This is a genomic window from Streptomyces flaveolus (genome assembly GCF_014648815.1).
Lineage (GTDB): Bacteria > Actinomycetota > Actinomycetes > Streptomycetales > Streptomycetaceae > Streptomyces > Streptomyces flaveolus.
Genome location: NZ_BMRV01000013.1, coordinates 191,130 through 207,215, shown reverse-complemented (window position 1 = coordinate 207,215; position 16,086 = coordinate 191,130). Strand labels below are relative to the sequence as shown.

At 72.8% G+C, this 16,086-nt stretch carries 15 protein-coding genes and 1 pseudogene; 9 read left to right on the top strand and 7 right to left on the bottom strand.

Features of this window, described 5'->3' with window-relative positions:
- The first annotated feature begins 13 nt into the window (after positions 1-13).
- From IEZ05_RS27620 to IEZ05_RS27610, 3 genes are all read left to right on the top strand, one after another.
- The gene (locus IEZ05_RS27620; RefSeq protein ID WP_189232968.1) at positions 14-1,933 is read left to right on the top strand and encodes a DUF2264 domain-containing protein; all 1,920 of its coding nucleotides are present in this window, start codon (positions 14-16) and stop codon (positions 1,931-1,933) included.
- Positions 1,934-2,062: 129 nt separating this feature from the next.
- On the top strand, positions 2,063-2,422 hold the full coding sequence (locus tag IEZ05_RS27615) for a hypothetical protein (RefSeq protein ID WP_189232967.1): 360 nt from the start codon (positions 2,063-2,065) through the stop codon (positions 2,420-2,422).
- 163 nt (positions 2,423-2,585) lie between these two features.
- On the top strand, positions 2,586-3,332 hold the full coding sequence (locus IEZ05_RS27610; RefSeq protein WP_189232966.1) for an esterase/lipase family protein: 747 nt from the start codon (positions 2,586-2,588) through the stop codon (positions 3,330-3,332).
- Between the two features lie 87 nt (positions 3,333-3,419).
- On the opposite strand, the gene murQ is transcribed toward IEZ05_RS27610, so the two are convergent.
- Entirely contained in the window at positions 3,420-4,316 is an 897-nt protein-coding gene (gene murQ / locus IEZ05_RS27605) for an N-acetylmuramic acid 6-phosphate etherase (RefSeq protein ID WP_189232965.1), read from the bottom strand.
- Between the two features lie 52 nt (positions 4,317-4,368).
- On the bottom strand, positions 4,369-5,313 hold the full coding sequence (locus IEZ05_RS27600; RefSeq protein WP_189232964.1) for a MurR/RpiR family transcriptional regulator: 945 nt from the start codon (positions 5,311-5,313) through the stop codon (positions 4,369-4,371).
- Positions 5,314-5,526: 213 nt separating this feature from the next.
- On the opposite strand from IEZ05_RS27600, the gene IEZ05_RS27595 reads away from it, so the two are divergent.
- The 4 genes from IEZ05_RS27595 to IEZ05_RS27580 all read left to right on the top strand — a co-directional run bounded on the left by IEZ05_RS27595 (position 5,527) and on the right by IEZ05_RS27580 (position 10,068).
- Entirely contained in the window at positions 5,527-6,528 is a 1,002-nt protein-coding gene (locus IEZ05_RS27595; protein ID WP_189232963.1) for an N-acetylglucosamine kinase, read from the top strand.
- A gap of 8 nt (positions 6,529-6,536) precedes the next feature.
- Positions 6,537-8,093, top strand: coding sequence for a sodium:solute symporter (locus IEZ05_RS27590; RefSeq protein WP_189232962.1), 1,557 nt, complete (start codon positions 6,537-6,539; stop codon positions 8,091-8,093).
- A gap of 136 nt (positions 8,094-8,229) precedes the next feature.
- Positions 8,230-9,417 (top strand): anhydro-N-acetylmuramic acid kinase, encoded by a 1,188-nt coding sequence (locus IEZ05_RS27585; RefSeq protein ID WP_189232961.1) that lies wholly within the window; start codon positions 8,230-8,232, stop codon positions 9,415-9,417.
- Between the two features lie 120 nt (positions 9,418-9,537).
- The gene (locus tag IEZ05_RS27580) at positions 9,538-10,068 is read left to right on the top strand and encodes a (Fe-S)-binding protein (protein ID WP_229869885.1); all 531 of its coding nucleotides are present in this window, start codon (positions 9,538-9,540) and stop codon (positions 10,066-10,068) included.
- Positions 10,069-10,122: 54 nt separating this feature from the next.
- On the opposite strand, the gene IEZ05_RS27575 is transcribed toward IEZ05_RS27580, so the two are convergent.
- On the bottom strand, positions 10,123-10,638 hold the full coding sequence (locus tag IEZ05_RS27575) for a hypothetical protein (protein ID WP_189232960.1): 516 nt from the start codon (positions 10,636-10,638) through the stop codon (positions 10,123-10,125).
- 124 nt (positions 10,639-10,762) lie between these two features.
- Here IEZ05_RS27575 and IEZ05_RS27570 point away from each other — a divergent pair, with 124 nt between their 5' ends.
- On the top strand, positions 10,763-11,251 hold the full coding sequence (locus IEZ05_RS27570; RefSeq protein ID WP_189232959.1) for a ribosomal maturation YjgA family protein: 489 nt from the start codon (positions 10,763-10,765) through the stop codon (positions 11,249-11,251).
- Here IEZ05_RS27570 and IEZ05_RS27565 read toward each other — a convergent pair.
- On the bottom strand, positions 11,181-12,164 hold the full coding sequence (locus IEZ05_RS27565) for a helix-turn-helix domain-containing protein (protein ID WP_189232958.1): 984 nt from the start codon (positions 12,162-12,164) through the stop codon (positions 11,181-11,183). The genes IEZ05_RS27570 and IEZ05_RS27565 overlap by 71 nt on opposite strands.
- 156 nt (positions 12,165-12,320) lie before the next feature.
- On the opposite strand from IEZ05_RS27565, the gene IEZ05_RS27560 reads away from it, so the two are divergent.
- Positions 12,321-13,733, top strand: a complete 1,413-nt coding sequence (locus IEZ05_RS27560; RefSeq protein WP_189232957.1) for an aminopeptidase P family protein — start codon at positions 12,321-12,323, stop codon at positions 13,731-13,733.
- Positions 13,734-13,745: 12 nt separating this feature from the next.
- Here IEZ05_RS27560 and IEZ05_RS27555 read toward each other — a convergent pair.
- From IEZ05_RS27555 to IEZ05_RS27545, 3 genes and pseudogenes are all read right to left on the bottom strand, one after another.
- Positions 13,746-13,877, bottom strand: a pseudogene (locus IEZ05_RS27555) (transcriptional regulator); the annotation flags it as partial.
- Positions 13,878-14,082: 205 nt separating this feature from the next.
- Positions 14,083-15,063 carry a hydroxyacid dehydrogenase gene (locus tag IEZ05_RS27550; RefSeq protein WP_189233009.1) on the bottom strand — a complete coding sequence of 327 codons (981 nt, stop codon included), beginning with the start codon at positions 15,061-15,063 and terminating at the stop codon, positions 14,083-14,085.
- Positions 15,064-15,202: 139 nt separating this feature from the next.
- Complete coding sequence (locus tag IEZ05_RS27545; protein WP_189233008.1) at positions 15,203-16,027, bottom strand: carbohydrate ABC transporter permease; 825 nt, start codon at positions 16,025-16,027, stop codon at positions 15,203-15,205.
- Between the last annotated feature and the right edge of the window lie 59 nt (positions 16,028-16,086).

The following is a 16,086-nucleotide window of genomic DNA, read 5'->3' as shown; positions in this document are numbered from 1 at the left end:
GAGGAGAAGCACGATGCCCGTCGCACCCCATCTGCACCTGCCGCCGACCGACCGGGTCCTGTCCTCACGGACCGGCTGGACCCGTGCCCACTGGGAGGCGACGGCCGACCGGATGCTGGACGCGCTCGTGCCGTACGCGACACCCGGCTTCGCCCAGTACCGGCTGCCGGGGCGGCACAGCTGGTCGGGTGTCGTGTCGGACGGACTCGAAGGCTTCGCCCGCTCCTTCCTGCTCGCGGCCTTCCGCACCGCCGGCGCGGGCGGCGCCGTGGAACCGGCACTGACCGAGCGCTACGCGGCCGGCCTGGAGGCGGGAACGGACCGCGGCGGCAAGGAGGCGTGGCCCGCGCTGACGGACTGTTCACAGCAGATGGTCGAGGCGGCCTCCATCGCGGTCGCCCTGCACGAGAGCCGTCCGTGGATCTGGGACCGCCTGGACAACGGGGTGCGGGAGCGTGTCGTCGACTGGTTCTCCGGCTTCGTCGGCGGGCGCACCTGGGACAACAACTGGCGCCTGTTCCAAGTGGTGTCGGAGGAGTTCCTGGCCTCGGTGGGCGCCCCGCACCGCCGCCGGGACATCGACTCCGGCCTCGACCGGATCGAGGACTGGTACCGGGGGGACGGCTGGTACACCGACGGGGACGGCCGGAACTTCGACTACTACAACGGGTGGGCACTGCACCTGTACCCGCTCCTGTGGTCGCGGATCGCGAAGGACGACGGGGGCCGGACGGCGGTGTACCGGGAGCGCCTGGGCAGATTCCTCGAGGACTATCCGCACTTTTTCGGCGCGGACGGCGCTCCCGTGCACCAAGGGCGGTCGCTCGCGTACCGGTTCGCCGCAGTGGCCCCGGTGTGGACGGGCGTGCTGGCCGACTGCTCGCCGCTCGCCCCCGGGCTGTCGCGGCGCCTCGCCTCCGGCACGCTGCGGCACTTCGTCGAACGCGGCGTGCCGGACGAACGGGGGCTGCTGCCGCTCGGCTGGTACGACACCTTCCTCCCCGCCACCCAGCCCTACTCCGGCCCGGCCTCCCCGTACTGGGCGAGCAAGGCCTTCCTCGGCCTGCTGCTCCCGGCGGACCACCCGGTCTGGACGGAACGGGAACTGCCGCTCCCCGTCGAGGAGTCCGACACCCGCAGGGCGCTCCCGGCGCCGGGCTGGCTGCTGCAGGGCACCCGGCACGACGGCATCGTCAGGCTGATCAACCACGGCAGCGACCACCAGTCGCCCCAGGGCGCGGACGCCGACCCGGCCGAAGGCGCCGAGGACCCGCACTACGCGCGGCTCGCCTACTCGACCGCCACGGCCCCGGAGACGGCCCCGCACGCGGTGGCGCGGGCCGTCGACAACCACCTGGCGCTCCTGTCGCCGGGCGGCACACCGTCACGGCGCACCCGGATCCACCCTCTGCGCTGCGAGGACGGGGTCGCCGCGTCCTGGTACGCGGCCCGGTTCCCGGGCGACGACCACCGGTACCGCATCGAGACCACCAGCGTGCTGCACGGCCCTTGGGAGATCCGCGTCCACCGGGTCGAAGCACCCGAAGGGGCGTCGGTGCGGGAGGGCGGGCATGCCGTGGCGCACGCGGACAGCCCCGCCGCGCTGACCGGGCCGGGCTGGGCGCTGACCCGTACGGCCGACGGCCTGAGCAGCGCCGTGATCGCTCTGCACGGCTGGGGCGAGGGTACGCGGCAGGGCACCGCGGAGGTGGCCCGGGACGTCCAGTCCAACGCCTTCGGGCCGCGCTCCGCGATCCCGTACCTGCGTCTCGACGGTCACCCCGGGGGTCGCAGCACGCACGTGTCCCTGATCGTGCTGTCCCGCGACGGGATCCATCCGCAGGCGCTGCGCGACGTGGTGTCCGTGCGGGCGGACACCGGGGGTCCCACGGTGGCGCTGGCGTTCCTGGACGGCAGGACGATCGAGGTCTGAGTGAGGCGGCCGTGGCGCAGGGCCGGCACCGTCCGGGAGGGAACCGGGGGTCCCGCGCGAGCCCGCCACAGGGCCCCTTCGACCACCGGCGCTCATGGCGGTGGCCTCCGGCGCATAGAATCCGGTCTCATGCCGAAGCCTGACGAGCTGATCATTGACATCGCCGCCCTCGTGGAGTCGGGGCAGAGCAGTCAGATGTCCCTGACCGTGGTCGCCGGTGGTGCCGTCGTCACCGGTCGCCTGGCTCCCGAAGCCGTGTGGCGGCAGAGGGTGTCGGAGGTACTGACGGACTCCGCCCAGCTGAGCGACTTCTCCACCGTGTTCGACGCTCCCGTGAAGAGGGACGGACCGCCCACCCATCTGCACTTCCACGTCGCCCGGATCCTGCAGGGCACGGTGGGGATCCCGGAGACGGGCGGGATGTACCGCGTCGCGATCGAGGACGTCAGCGCCTGGACCGTGGGCGACTTCAGCTACTCCGACGGCTGACCCGCAGCCACGCGCCGGCCGGGCCCGCCCCGGCCGGCGTCGCGGTGCCGGGCGCGGAAGGCGCCCCGCCGGCACTGGTGATTTCACCGATGGCAACCGTTCCGCCCCCCAGGACTCTGGGTCGGGTCAACGCACCCCCCGACCCCACTTCCTGGAGGGCTCCGTGCGTCTCCGCTCCCCACGTCGGCTTCTCGGCGTACTCGCCACCGCCACCGTCGCCTTCAGCCTGTTCTCGTCGGCACCGGCGGTCAGCGCGGCGGACTCCGCCCCCGCCTCCGCCGTCTCCGCCTCGTCGGCAGCTACGGCCGCTCAGCCGCTGTCGACCGGCACGCCGGTCGTCTTCGTCCACGGATACACCGGCAACGCGTCCAACTGGGTCACCGCCATGAGCGTCTTCCGGCTCAACGGCTGGGCGAGCTCGGACCTCTTCGCCTACGAGTACGACTCGTACGGCGACAACGTCACCAATGCCCGCGGTCTCGCCTCGTTCGTCGACAACGTCAAGGCGCGGACCGGCGCGAGCAAGGTGGCCGTCGTCAACCACTCGATGGGCGGCCTGGTCAGCCAGTACTACCTGAAGGTGCTGGGCGGCAACACCAGCGTGAGCCACCTCGCCTCGATCGCCGGCGCGAACCACGGCACCACCTACGCCGGTGCCTGCCTGATCTACACCACCTGTCAGCAGATGTACCCGGGCTCCTCGTTCATCTCCCAGATCACCGCCGGCGACGAGACGCCGGGCTCCACCAAGTACGCCACCTGGTACTCGGCGTGCGACGGCGTCATCATCCCGTACACCAGCACCCGGCTGAGCGGTGCGACGAACAACAACGTGCTCTGCCAGACCCACATCGGCTACCTGGCCGACACGGTGGTGCTCGGACAGATCGCCCGCTTCGTCGCCTCCTGACCCACGGCGCGGACGGGGCGGACAGCCCGACCGTCCTCCTCCGCAGGGCCCGGCCCCAGCGGGGCCGGGCCGCCCGGCACGACCGGATCAGCCCGCCCCGACCGCCGTCCGCGTGTCGCCCCCGGCCGCGGAGAGGCGACGGGCGGCCTCCTCCGCGGTGCACCGTGCGAGCAGCATGACGATGGCGGTCTTGGCGTGTCCCTCCGCCGCACGCAGCGCCTCGGCGGCGGCGTCGGGGCCGGCACCGGTCGCCTGGACGACCATGCGGCGGGCCCGGTCGACGAGCTTGTCGTTGCTGGCCCGCACGTCGACCATGAGGTTGCCGTAGACCTTGCCCAGACGCACCATCGACGCCGTCGAGAGCATGTTGCAGACCATCTTCTCCGCGGTGCCGCCCTTGAGCCGCGTCGACCCCGTGACCACCTCGGGACCCGTGGGCACCTCGATCGGGATGTCGGCACAGCGGCTCACCACCGCGTCCGCGTTGCAGGCGACCGACACCGTGACGGCGCCCTTGGCGGCGGCGTGCCGCAGTCCGCCGACGACGTACGGAGTACGGCCGCTCGCGGCCAGGCCGACGACCGTGTCCCGCTCGTCCACGCCGATCCCGTCCAGGTCGGCGACGGCCCGCGCGGGATCGTCCTCGGCCCCCTCGACCGCGACGGCGAAGGCGCCCGGGCCGCCCGAGAGCAGGCCCACGACCTGCTCGGGGGAGGTGCCGAAGGTCGGGGGGCACTCCACGGCGTCGAGCAGGCCGATCCGCCCGCTGGTGCCGGCGCCGAGGTAGATCAGCCGCCCGCCCCGACGCAGCGACCGGGTGATCGCCTCGACGGCCGCCCCGATCCGAGGGAGGGCGTCGCGTACGGCCAGGGCGACGCTCTGGTCCTCGGCGTTCATGACGGCGAGCAGTTCGGTGACCGGCATGCGGTCCAGGTCGGTGGTCCGCTCGTTGCGGCTCTCGGTGCCGAGCGTGCTGAGGTCCACGGCGCGGTCGTCCTTTCGGTGCTGGGCGTGCGGTCGGGATCGGGGGCCGCGGTCAGTCGCCGGGGGAGCGGCGCTGCGGCTGGGGGCGCCTGCGGCGCTGGACGGCTCCGTAGGTCTTCTCGAGCGCCGCGGTCGTGGCGTCGTAGGACCGCTGCGCGACCCCGACGAACAGGCAGTCGATGAGGGCCAGCTGGGCGATGCGGCTGGCGGTCGCGCCGGAGCGGAAGGGGGTTTCCCGGGCGCAGGTGGCCAGGACGAGGTCCGCGCTCACGGCGAGGGCGGAGCGCGGCGCGTTGGTGAGCGCGATCGTGGTCGCGCCGCGCTCGGCGGCCACCTGGAGGGGTTCGACGGTGTCCTCGGTCTCCCCGGAGTGGGAGATGGCCAGGGCGACGTCGCCCGGTCCGAGCAGGGCGGTGGCGGTGAGCGCGGCATGCCGGTCGGTCCACACGAAGGCCGTGTGGCCGATGCGGTGCAGTTTCTGGTGCAGGTCCTGGCCGACGAAGGCGCTGGCGCCGACGCCGAAGATGTCGATCCGCCGGGCGCCCGCCACGGCGTCCACGGCGCGGCCCAGCACCTCGACGTCCAGCCCGGCTCCGGTGTCCTCCAGCGCGTGCATCTCGTTGTAGACGATCTTCCGGACGATCTCGTCCAGGGTGTCGGTGGCGCTGATGTCGGTGCCCGGTGCCGGGCGGTCGCCCCCGCGCGCGTCCTCGCGGGCCGCGGCCGCGGCCAGCGCGAGCCGCAGCTGCGGATAGTTGGCGATGCCTATGGCCCGGCAGAAGCGCATCACCGTCGCCACCGACGTGTCGGCCCGCTTGCCGAGCGCGCTGATGGACAGCTCCGACGCCTGCGCCGGATCGGCCAGCACGGCCTCCGCCACCCGTCGCTCCGAGGGCGCCAGGGAGGGCAGCGCCGCCCGGATGCCCGCCAGGGTTCCGGCCGGGGACGCATCCTCGGCGGGCCGGTCCGTCGAGGGGCGTGGTTCCTGGTGCGGCATGGGCCGTTCCCTCCTGGGTTGGTGGCCGACACAGTAGCCAGACCCCCGCGTCGCGTCAAAAAGTTACGCAGAAAATCGAGCGACGTTACTTATTGACATGCGGATGTCGGCGTTCCGATACTCGCTGGACCGTGATCCGCACCCGTCACCGGCCTTCCGGGCCGCACGGTGACCGACCGACGCGACGGATCCCTGGACACGAAGGCGTGCCGTATGACATCAGCAGTGGCGGTGGACCTGGGCAAGACCGGCTGCCGAGCCGTGCTGTGGGACGACACCGGCCCCGTCCACGAGACGCACGACGTGCCCGGCGCCCCCGGGCTCGCCACCCGTGACGGAGTGGCCGCGGCCCGCGCCGCCGTGTGCGCCGCCGTCCTGCCACTGCTGGAACGGCGGCCCGCGCTGCGGCCCGCGGCCCTCTGCGTGGGCGCCGCGGGAGCCGCCTCCGCACCGGAGGCCTCCCGCGCCCTCGCCGAGCGGCTCCTGACGGACCTGCCCGTGCCCCGAGTCGCCGTCACCAGCGACGCCGTCACCGGTCACGCCGGCGCTCTCGGCGGGCAGCCCGGCGTGGTGCTCGCGATCGGGACGGGCTCCGTCGCCGTCGGCATCGGGGCGGACGGCGGCTTCGCCCGCGTGGACGGCTGGGGCCCATGGCTCGGTGACGAGGGCAGCGGCGCCTGGATCGGCGCCGCCGGACTGCGGGCCGCGCTGCGCGCCCACGACGGGCGCGGACCGGCCACCGCGCTGCTGGACGCCGCCGTGGAGCGTTTCGGCGCCCCGGACCGGCTGCCCCTCGCCGTCGACCGGGACGGCAACCCGGCACGCACCGCCGCGTCCTTCGCTCCAGAGGTGGCGCGCGCCGCCGCCGCGGGGGACGACACCGCCGCCGGCATCGTGCGCCGGGCCGCCGCCGCACTGGGCGAGACCGTCCTCACCGCGGCCCGCCGGACCGGCGGCGCCGACGCCCTGCCCGTCGCCCTGACCGGCGGACTCACCGGCCTCGGCGACGTGCTCCTCGGTCCGCTGCGGGCGTCCCTCGCCGACGCCCCGCTACCCCTGCGGCCCCAGGAGCCGCTCGGGGACCCGCTGGACGGCGCACGCCTGCTGGCACTCAACCCCTCGCTTCCCCACGAACCCCACGTCGTCCGTGCCGGGCGGCCGACGTCCGCCCCCACCGTCCCCACCCGGCCGGCGACACCGCCGGCCGCTGCTTAGGAGTGAGCGTGCGTCAACTCGACCTCGTGGTGATCGTCGTCTACCTCGTGGCGATCGCCTGGATCGGTCTGCGGCTGGCCGGCCGGCAGAAGACCTCCAAGGACTACTTCGTCGGTGAAGGCCACATGCCGTGGTGGACCGTGGCCTTCTCCGTGGTGGCCACCGAGACCAGCGTGCTCACCGTCATCAGCGTGCCCGGCGGCGCGTACAGCGGCCAGGCCTTCGGCAACGTCGAGCTCGCCCTCGGCTACGTCATCGGCCGCGTCGTCGTGGCCGCCGTGCTGATCCCCCTGTACAAGCGCGGCGGATTCGTCAGCGCCTACCAGTACCTGGGCAGCCGGTTCGGGCTGAGACTGCAGGGACTCGCCTCGGTGACCTTCGTCTTCACCCGGCTCCTCGCCGAGGGCGTGCGGCTGTTCGCCTCCGCCATCCCGATCAAGCTGCTGCTCGACGAGTTCGGCGTCCACGCGAGCTACCGCGTCATCATCATCGCCGTCACCGCGGTCACCGTCCTCTACACCTACCTCGGCGGCATCAAGGCGGTCATCTGGACCGACACCATCCAGATGGTCCTGTACGTGGGCGGCGCCCTCCTCGCCATCGGCGTCCTGTCCGCCCACGTCGGCGGCGACGGATACGCGCAGGCCCTGCACGCCGGCAAGTTCCAGCTGTTCGACACCGACTTCGGCCTGGCGCACATCCTCACCAGCCCGTTCGCCCTGCCGACCGCCATCATCGGCGGCGCCATCTTCGCCATGGCCAGCCACGGCTCCGACCAGCTGATGGTCCAGCGCGTCCTGTCCACCCGCTCGCTGCGCGACGGCCAGAAGGCCATGATCGCCTCGGGTGTCTTCGTCACCGTCCAGTTCGCCGCCTTCTCCCTCGTCGGCGCGCTCCTGTGGTCCTACAACAAGGGCCGCGGCTTCGAGGAACTCGGCCTGAGCAGCACCGACAACCTCTACCCGGAGTTCATCCTGCACGGGCTGCCCGTGGTCGTCTCCGGACTGCTCGTGGCCGGCATCCTCGGGGCAGCGATGGGCTCCCTGTCGTCGGCGCTCAACTCCATGTCCAACTCGACGGTCGCCGACATCATCCACAGCTTCTTCCGCAGCACACCGTCCGAGGAGTTCCTGCTCAGGATCGCCCGCGTGATGACCCTCGTGTGGGCGGTGCTGATGGCCGTCTTCGCCTGCGCCTTCAGCACCAGCACCGGCAACGTCTACCTCACCGGCCTCACCATCGCCGGCTACACGTACGGCGCACTGCTCGGCGCGTTCCTGCTCGGCCGCCTCGTCCGGCGGGCCAACGAGACCGACTCCGTCGTGGCGTTCCTCGTGACCATCGCCGTGATGACGTACCTCGTGCGCGGCGTGAAGATCGACGTCACCGTCGCGGGCGCCACCGTGCCGACGGGCATCGCCGCCCAGTGGCTGGTCCCGATCGGCGTCCTGGTCACCCTGGCCGTCGGCGCCCTGATGAGCCTGTTCCACAGCGCCCCGACGGCCACGGACGGCATCGACGACACCGGCCCCGACCGCATCGAGACGGCCACGGTCCGGAAATAGCGGCACGCACGCGCCGCCGCGCCGGGGACCTCGGCAAGGCCCCGGCGCCGTACCCTGCCGAGAACATCCCTGGAGCAGCCATGCCGCAGCCACAACAGACCCCGGCCACGGGCCGCGCCACGCGCCGGGAGGCGTCGTGCGCGTGATCGGCCTGATGTCGGGCACCTCCTACGACGCCATCGAAGCCGCCGCCGCGGACCTCACCCTGGACGGCGACACCCTCCACCTGCGGCCCCTGGGACACCTCTCCGTCCCCTACCCGACCGGGCTGCGGGACCTGATCTCCGCCACCCTGCCGCCGGCCACCACGACCACCCAGGCCGTCTGCGCCCTGGACACGGGCGTGGGACAGGCCTTCGCCGAAGCCGCCGGGCGCGCCCTCGGCGAACTGTGCGACGGCGCCGCCGACCTGGTCGTCTCGCACGGCCAGACCATGCACCACTGGGTCGAGGACGGCACCGTCCGCGGCACGCTCCAACTCGGCCAGCCCGCCTGGATCGCCGAGGCCACCGGACTCCCGGTCGTCTCCGACCTGCGCAGCAGGGACGTCGCCGCGGGCGGCCAGGGCGCCCCGCTGGTCGGCATGACCGACACCATGCTGCTGCGCGCGCTGCCCGGCACACCGGCGGCCCTCAACCTCGGCGGCATCGCCAACGTCACCGTCGTCGCGCCCGGCGCCGAGCCGCTCGCCTTCGACACCGGACCCGCGAACGCCCTGCTGGACGCGGCCGTACGGCACTTCACGGACGGCGCCGCCGCCTACGACGAGGACGGCCGCCGGGCAGCCGCGGGCCGCACCAGCCCCGCACTGCTGCGCGCCCTGCTCGACGACCCGTACTACCTCAGGCCCGCCCCGAAGAGCACCGGCAAGGAACACTTCCACCTGCCCTACCTGCGGCAGGCCCTGGAGAAGGCGCCCACACCCGAGGCCGACGACGTCCTCGCCACGCTGACCAGGCTCACCGCCGTCACCGTCGCCGACGCCTGCCGCGACCACGGGGTCACCGAACTCGTCGTCTCAGGCGGCGGCCTGCGCAACCCCGTCCTGATGCGCATGCTCGGCGACGAACTGCCCGGCGTCCCGCTGCGCCCCAGCGACGCTCTGGGGATGCCCTCCGACGCCAAGGAGGCCCTGGCCTTCGCGATCCTCGGCTTCCTCACCGTCCACGGCCTGCCCGGCACCCTCCCCTCGGGCACCGGAGCCCGCCGGGCCACCCTCCTGGGCAGCATCACCCCCGGACGGTCCGCGCTGCGCCTGCCCGAACCCGCGGCCCGCCCGCCACGCCTGCTGCGGATCACCGATCCGGCCACCCCCGTCCGCTGACCAGCCGCACCGAGGAGCCGTGCCCACCACCGCCGTCCCACCTCCCGCCGCCGGGCACCCCCGTGACCTGGCCGAACTGCTGGCCGGCTGCGTCGGCGACCCGGCCCGGGACACCGCACGATGGCCGCCCGCACACTGGGGGCTCTGTGGCAGGCGAGCGATCGGGGCCGGCTGCCCGTGGTCTGCGACGCCTCCTCGTGCACCCACGGTCTGGAGCAACTCCCGGGCGTCCTGCACGAGTCCGACCGCGCCCGCTTCGCGTCGCTGCGCTTCGTCGACAGCGTCGTCTTCACCGCCGAGCACCTGCTCCCCGCGCTGCCCACACCGCGCCGGGTCGGCAGCCTAGCCCTGCACCCCACCTGCTCCACCGTGCACTTGGGCGTCGACGACGCCCTGCGCACCGTGGCCGCGGCGGTCGGCGACGAGGTCACCGTGCCCGACTCCTGGGGCTGTTGCGCGTTCGCCGGTGACCGCGGGCTGCTGCACCCGGAGATCACCGCCGCCGCCACCGCGGCCCAGGCCGCCGAGATCACCGAGCGCACCTACGACGCCTACGCCTCCTGCAACCGCACCTGCGAGATGGGCATGACCCGCGCCACCGGCCGCCCCTACCGGCACGTGCTGGAGATCCTCGACGAGGCCACCGCCTGAACGGCGTGGGGGACACGCGCTGGTGGGCGCGTGTCCCGACCTCGGCGGAAGGGCTCAGCAGCCGCCGCAGTTGTAGTACGTGACGTCCCAGTGGTTGCCCTCGTCGGCGTAGACGTTGCCGGAGCCGGACCGCCACTGCGGAGCGCCGTCGCCGCGCAGGCCGATGTAGGTGAAGCTGTTCTTGATGTAGCTGCCGAGGCAGGTGTACTTGCTGAAGTCCAGCTTGTAGCCGTTCCAGTGCGAGTAGGTGCCGGAGGCGTGTCCGGTCTCCGTGCCGCCCGTGATGTTCAGCGCGCATCCGCTGGCCCGCTTGAGGGTCTGGGCGCCCTGCGCGGTGGCCAGGTTGAGCTGATCGAAGGACGTGCAGGTCGAGACGTTGCGGTTGGAGCAGTTGCCGGAGGACGACCAGGTGATCCCGACCTCGCGGAACATCGACGTCGCCGTGGCGTGACTGATCTTGGTCACCGCGAACGCGTCACCGGCGCTGCCGACGACGACGGCGCCGGGTGCGGCCACCAGGGCGAGAGCCGTGACGACGGAGCGGATGCGGGTGCCTCTCGGAGCCTTCATCGAAGAACCTCCATGCAGTGCGTCATGCTGCCTGTGGGATGGTTGAGCATGCGGAGCACGACGATGGTGCCCGAGGTCTACGCGCGTACGCCAGAGGGCGTCGGGCATCCAGCAGAATGACCGCATGACCCGAACTCCCCGCACCCGCGCCCCCGTCGAGGGCGACCCGCTGCGCATCCGGCTCGCCGCGGGGGTGGCCGCCTCGGTGATCGTCGGCGCGGGAACCGGCCTCAGGGCGGTGTCGGAGGGAGAGGTGGCCAAGTACGGAGGCGACGCCCTCTACACGCTTCTGCTCTTCGCCCTGGTCGTCCTCGTGGCGCCGCGGACGACGCCGTGGAAAGCCGCCGCAGTCGCCCTGGCCGCGAGCTGGGGCGTCGAGTTCCTCCAGCTCACCGACCTGCCGGCGGCGCTCTCCCGGCGGAACACCGCGGCCCGCCTCGTCCTCGGTTCCACCTTCAACGCACCGGACCTGCTCTGGTACGCGGTCGGAGCGGCGGCCGGGTGGCTCGTCGTGCACCGGACACGCCGTGCCCGGGCCCCGGTCACAGCCAGCCCGAGCGCTGCGCCTGCAGCGCCAGCTGGAAGCGGTTCCCGGCGCCGAGCCGGGTCATGAGGACCTGGAGGCGGCGGAACAGCGTACGGCGGCTGACGCCCAGTTCACGGGCGATGACCTCGTCCGTCGCACCGCCGGCCAGCAGACGCAGCAGGCGACGGTCGGCGGGCGGGAGCCCGGCGGGGCGGGCGGTGCGGCCGTGGATGGGCAGGGCGTTCTGCCAGGCCTGCTCGAACAGGGCCGTCAGCGCGGACAGCAGGCCGCACGGCTGCACCACCAGCATGGTGTTGTGCACGTCCGCCTCCTGGATCGACAACGACACCAGCGCGTACGCCTCATCGATGATCAGGAGTTTCACCGGCACCGACGGCAGCACCCTGGCCTGCTCGCCCGCCTCGATGCAGGGTTCGATGACGTCCCTCAGATGGCCGGGGTGCTCCAGTGACTCCCGCGAGTAGACGACGCGCTGCCTCACCCCGCGGGCCAGCGTCGCCAGGGCGTCCTCGGTCGCACTGGCCAGCGGCGCGTACGGAGGGGACTCGAACTGCCGGATCTGCTCGCGGGCACTGGCCCACGCATGGCGCATCCTCGGCCCGACGGCTTCCCCGGTGACGACCTCGACCAGATCGTCGTTGTAGGCGGCGAGCCGCCGGCGCCGAAACGACTCGAACGCCCCTCCGACCGCGATGCGGGACTCCTCGAGCTCGGCCGCCCGGTGCCGGGCCAGGATCTCCAGGCCCGCCGCGGGCGGCACCGGGGCCACCACGTCCCCGTCCCCGGCCGCGGCACTGGCCAGACCGGCGTCCACCAGTTCGCCGTACGCCGCGGCGAGGTCGGCCCCGCCCAGCCCGGCCGCCGCGCCGATCGCGTCCAGCGGAGCGGGGGCCAACTCCAGCAGGGCCAGGTAGACCCGGCACGTCGTGTCACCGAGCCCCAGCATCCGGAGGGCATCGCCGAGTCTCCCGTTCTCCATGGGGCGATTATCCCTGCTCCGGCCGGTCCACTGTCCGATCAGTGCCACTGGCACGCTCGGGCACCGAGACCCCTCGCGAGGCGGTACCGTCCGGATGCCGCCCCGGACCGGCGGCGGGGGTGAAACCCCAGGGATGCCCAACGGAAGGTGCATGACGTGGCGAACCGTCGTAAGAACAGCCTCTACCCGCGGATCTCCGAGGAGCTGTCCGCTCTGATGCGGACGGGCTGGGCGGACACGGAACGACACGACCTCCAGCCCGCCGAACAGGCCCCCCACGCGGCCCGCCGCCGCGCCGCGCTCTCCGCACGGTTCCCCGGCGAACGCCTCGTGATCCCCTCGGGCAACCTCAAGGTCCGCTCCAACGACGACACCTACCCCTTCCGGCCGTACACGGGCTACGTGCACATGACCGGCGACCAGGTCCGGGACGGCGCACTCGTCCTCGAACCCCGCGCGGACGGCGGCCACGACGCCTACTGCTACCAGCTGCCGCGCGACAGCAGGGACGACGACGAGTTCTGGACCGGCGCCCACGCCGAACTGTGGACGGGCCGGCGCCGCTCACTCGCCGAATCGGAGCGCGTGCTCGGCCTGCCGTGCCGCGACGTCCGCGGCGCCGTCGCCGACCTGGCCGCCGCCTCCGGCACGCGGACCCGGATCGTCCGCGGGATCGACCCCGCCCTCGAGGCCGCCGTCACCACGGACGCCGAGCGCGACGCCGAACTGGAGGACGCGCTCAGCGATCTCCGTCTCGTCAAGGACGCCTGGGAACTCGGGGAACTGCGCAAGGCGGTGGACTCCACCGTGCGCGGCTTCACCGACGTCGTGGGGGAGCTGTCCCGGGCGATCGCGTCGTCGGAGCGCTGGATCGAGGGCACCTTCTTCCGCCGGGCGCGCCTGGAGGGCAACGCGGTGGGCTACGGCTCGATCTGCGCAGCCGGCGAACACGCCACGATCATGCACTGGACGGACAACGACGGCCCGGTGCGCCCGGGAGACCTGCTGCTGCTCGACGCCGGCGTGGAGACGCACTCCCTCTACACCGCCGACGTCACCCGCACCCTGCCGATCAGCGGCACCTTCACGCCCCTGCAGCGCGAGATCTACGACGCGGTGTACGAGGCCCAGGAGGCCGGCATGGCGACGGTCAAACCGGGCGCACCGTACCGCGACTTCCACGAGGCGGCCCAGCGCCACCTGACGGCGCGGCTCGTCGAATGGGGCTTCATCGAAGGGCCCGTCGACCGGGCGTACGAACTGGGCCTGCAGCGCCGCTTCACCATGGCCGGCACCGGTCACATGCTGGGCCTGGACGTCCACGACTGCGCGCGGGCCCGCACGGAGGACTACGTCGACGGCGTACTGGAGCCGGGCATGTGCCTGACCGTCGAACCGGGCCTGTACTTCCAGGCCGACGACCTGACCGTGCCCGAGGAGTGGCGGGGCATCGGCGTCCGGATCGAGGACGACCTCGTCGTCACCGACGACGGCCACGAGAACCTGTCGGCGGGCCTGCCCCGCGACGCCGATGAGATCGAGGCATGGATGGCGCGCCTGGCGGGCTGAGCGGCGGCCCCCTCAGCGAGACGGTTCCGTGGCGGTGCCGGCCTCCTGCGTGGCGGCCAGGGAGGCGAGCAGACGCAGCCGTTCCTCGGAGGGGGAGCCGGGTTCGGCCGTGTGGACGGTGAGGGTGCGGCCGGGCTCGAAGGCGCTTGGTGCCGGTGCCTGCGCGAACTGCGGAACGGCTTCCAGTCCAGCTGCCTGAACCGTGAGTTCACGAGCACCTGCCAGGCCGACCACGCGCAGCAACGGACCGCCGCCGCCCTCTGTTCGGGGCAGTCACCCGCTCCTCCCCGGCTGGGGGCGAGTCGGGAGGCGGCCTCGTCGGTGATCCGGTCGCCGGAGCCACGGCGGTTCAGGCCGAGCGTTCCCACTCCTCGGCGGACACCGGGTGCGCGAAGGGCCGGCCGTTCACATATCTCTCCAGCTCGTCGGCCGCTGCCGCCGCCATGCGGTGGAGCTCGGTTCCCAGGGAACCGGCGACGTGCGGGGTCAGGACCACGTTGGGCAGGTCGTAGAGCGGGGAGTCGGGCGGCAGAACCTCCGGGACGGTGACGTCGAGCACGGCGTCGAGCCGCCCGGACACCAGCTCCTCGGTCAGTGCCTCCTGGTCGACCAGCGAGCCCCGGGACGTGTTGATCAGTGTCGCACCGGTACGCATCGACGCCAGCCGCTCGCGGCTCATGAGGTGGTGTGTGGCGGGCAGTTCGGGCGCGTGCACGCTCACCACGTCGCTCCTGACGCAGAGTTCGTCGAGCCCGACGGCCCTCGCGCCCAGCCGTTCCGCCTCGCCCGGCAGCAGATACGGGTCGTGCAGCAGCAGTTCCAGATCGTGGTGCCGCAGGAGTTCCAGGACACGACGGCCGATCCGGGAGGCCCCCACGACGCCCACGGTCCGGCGGTAATTGCCGGCTCCCTCGTAGGCCGTCTGCCAGTCGTGGTCGGCGCGCCGGCGACGGTAGTCGTCCCGCATGCGCAGCAGGTCCTTGCCCGCAAGGAGGACGAAGGCGACGGTGTACTCCGCGACCGGCACGGCGTTGGCCGAGGCCGCCGAGGTGACGGCGATGCCCCGGCGCCAGCAGGCGTCGGTGATGTGGTGCTTGACGGACCCCGCGGCGTGGATGACCACCCGCAACCGGGGCGCCCGGGCGAGGACTTCCTCCGTCAGCGGCGGGCAGCCCCAGCAACTGATGAGGACCTCGGCCTCGCTCAGGGCCGCCGAGACCGCCGGTGCGCCGAAGTCGTCGGCGACCAGCGCCGGGTCGAGATCGCAGAGCTCGGTCAGCCGGCGCATCGTCGGGGCGTCGATCAGCTTGGGCGCCAGCTCGGTGTGCATGGCGAGCAGGGCCCGGGGCCGGCGGCCGGGCACCGGTACCGGAACCAGGGCGGCACCGGTGACGGAAGCGGGGTTGTGCACGGGATTCTCCCGGGTGACGTGTGGCGTGGGCGGAGGACGGTCGCGGACACGGAGGGCCCTACTTGACGGCTCCGGCCGTCATACCCGCCTTCCAGAACCGCTGCAGCCCGACGAAGGCGACGACCAGGGGGACGACCGCGAGCAGCGAGCCGGTCACCACCAGCGGGTAGTACTCGGGGAACGAGCGCGTCTGGGTGTTCCACGAGTAGAGCCCGAGGCTCACCGGGAAGAGCTTGGTGTCCGAGAGCATCACCAGCGGCAGGAAGAAATTGTTCCAGATCGCGGTGAACTGGAACAGGAAGATCGTGACGAAGCCGGGCATGACCATCCGCAGCCCGATCGACCAGAAGGTGCGCAGCTCCCCGGCGCCGTCCATCCGGGACGCCTCCAGGACCTCCCCGGGCACGTATCCGGCGCAGAACACCCGGGCGAGGTACACGCCGAACGGGTTGACCAGCGACGGCAGGAAGACGGCCCAGAAGCTGTTGACGATCCCCACCTTGGAGGCGAGCAGATACATCGGCAGCGCGAGCGCCGTCGTCGGCACGAGCACGCCCAGCAGGACGAGACCGAACAGCTTCTCCTTGGCGGGGAATCGGTACACGTGGAACGCGTAGCCGGCGGCCACACAGACGAGGGCGCACAGGGCGGCGCCGACCCCGGCGTACAGCAGCGAGTTGAGGTACCAGCGGAAGTAGACCCCGTCGCCGGTGGACGCCAGGTCGGCGAGGTTCTGGCCCAGGTGCCAGCGCTCGGGCGAGAGGGTACGCCCGCCGAGCAGGTCGCCGGTGTTCTTCGCCGCGGCCGTCAGCAGCCACAGCAGCGGGAGGAGCATGTAGAGCGTGGCCAGCACGAGCACGCCGTTCACGGCGGCTTTCGACATCGACCAGTGGCGCCGCCTGGTGTCCAGCGGCGGGGGAGTGGCGGGGCCTCGGCGTTGCC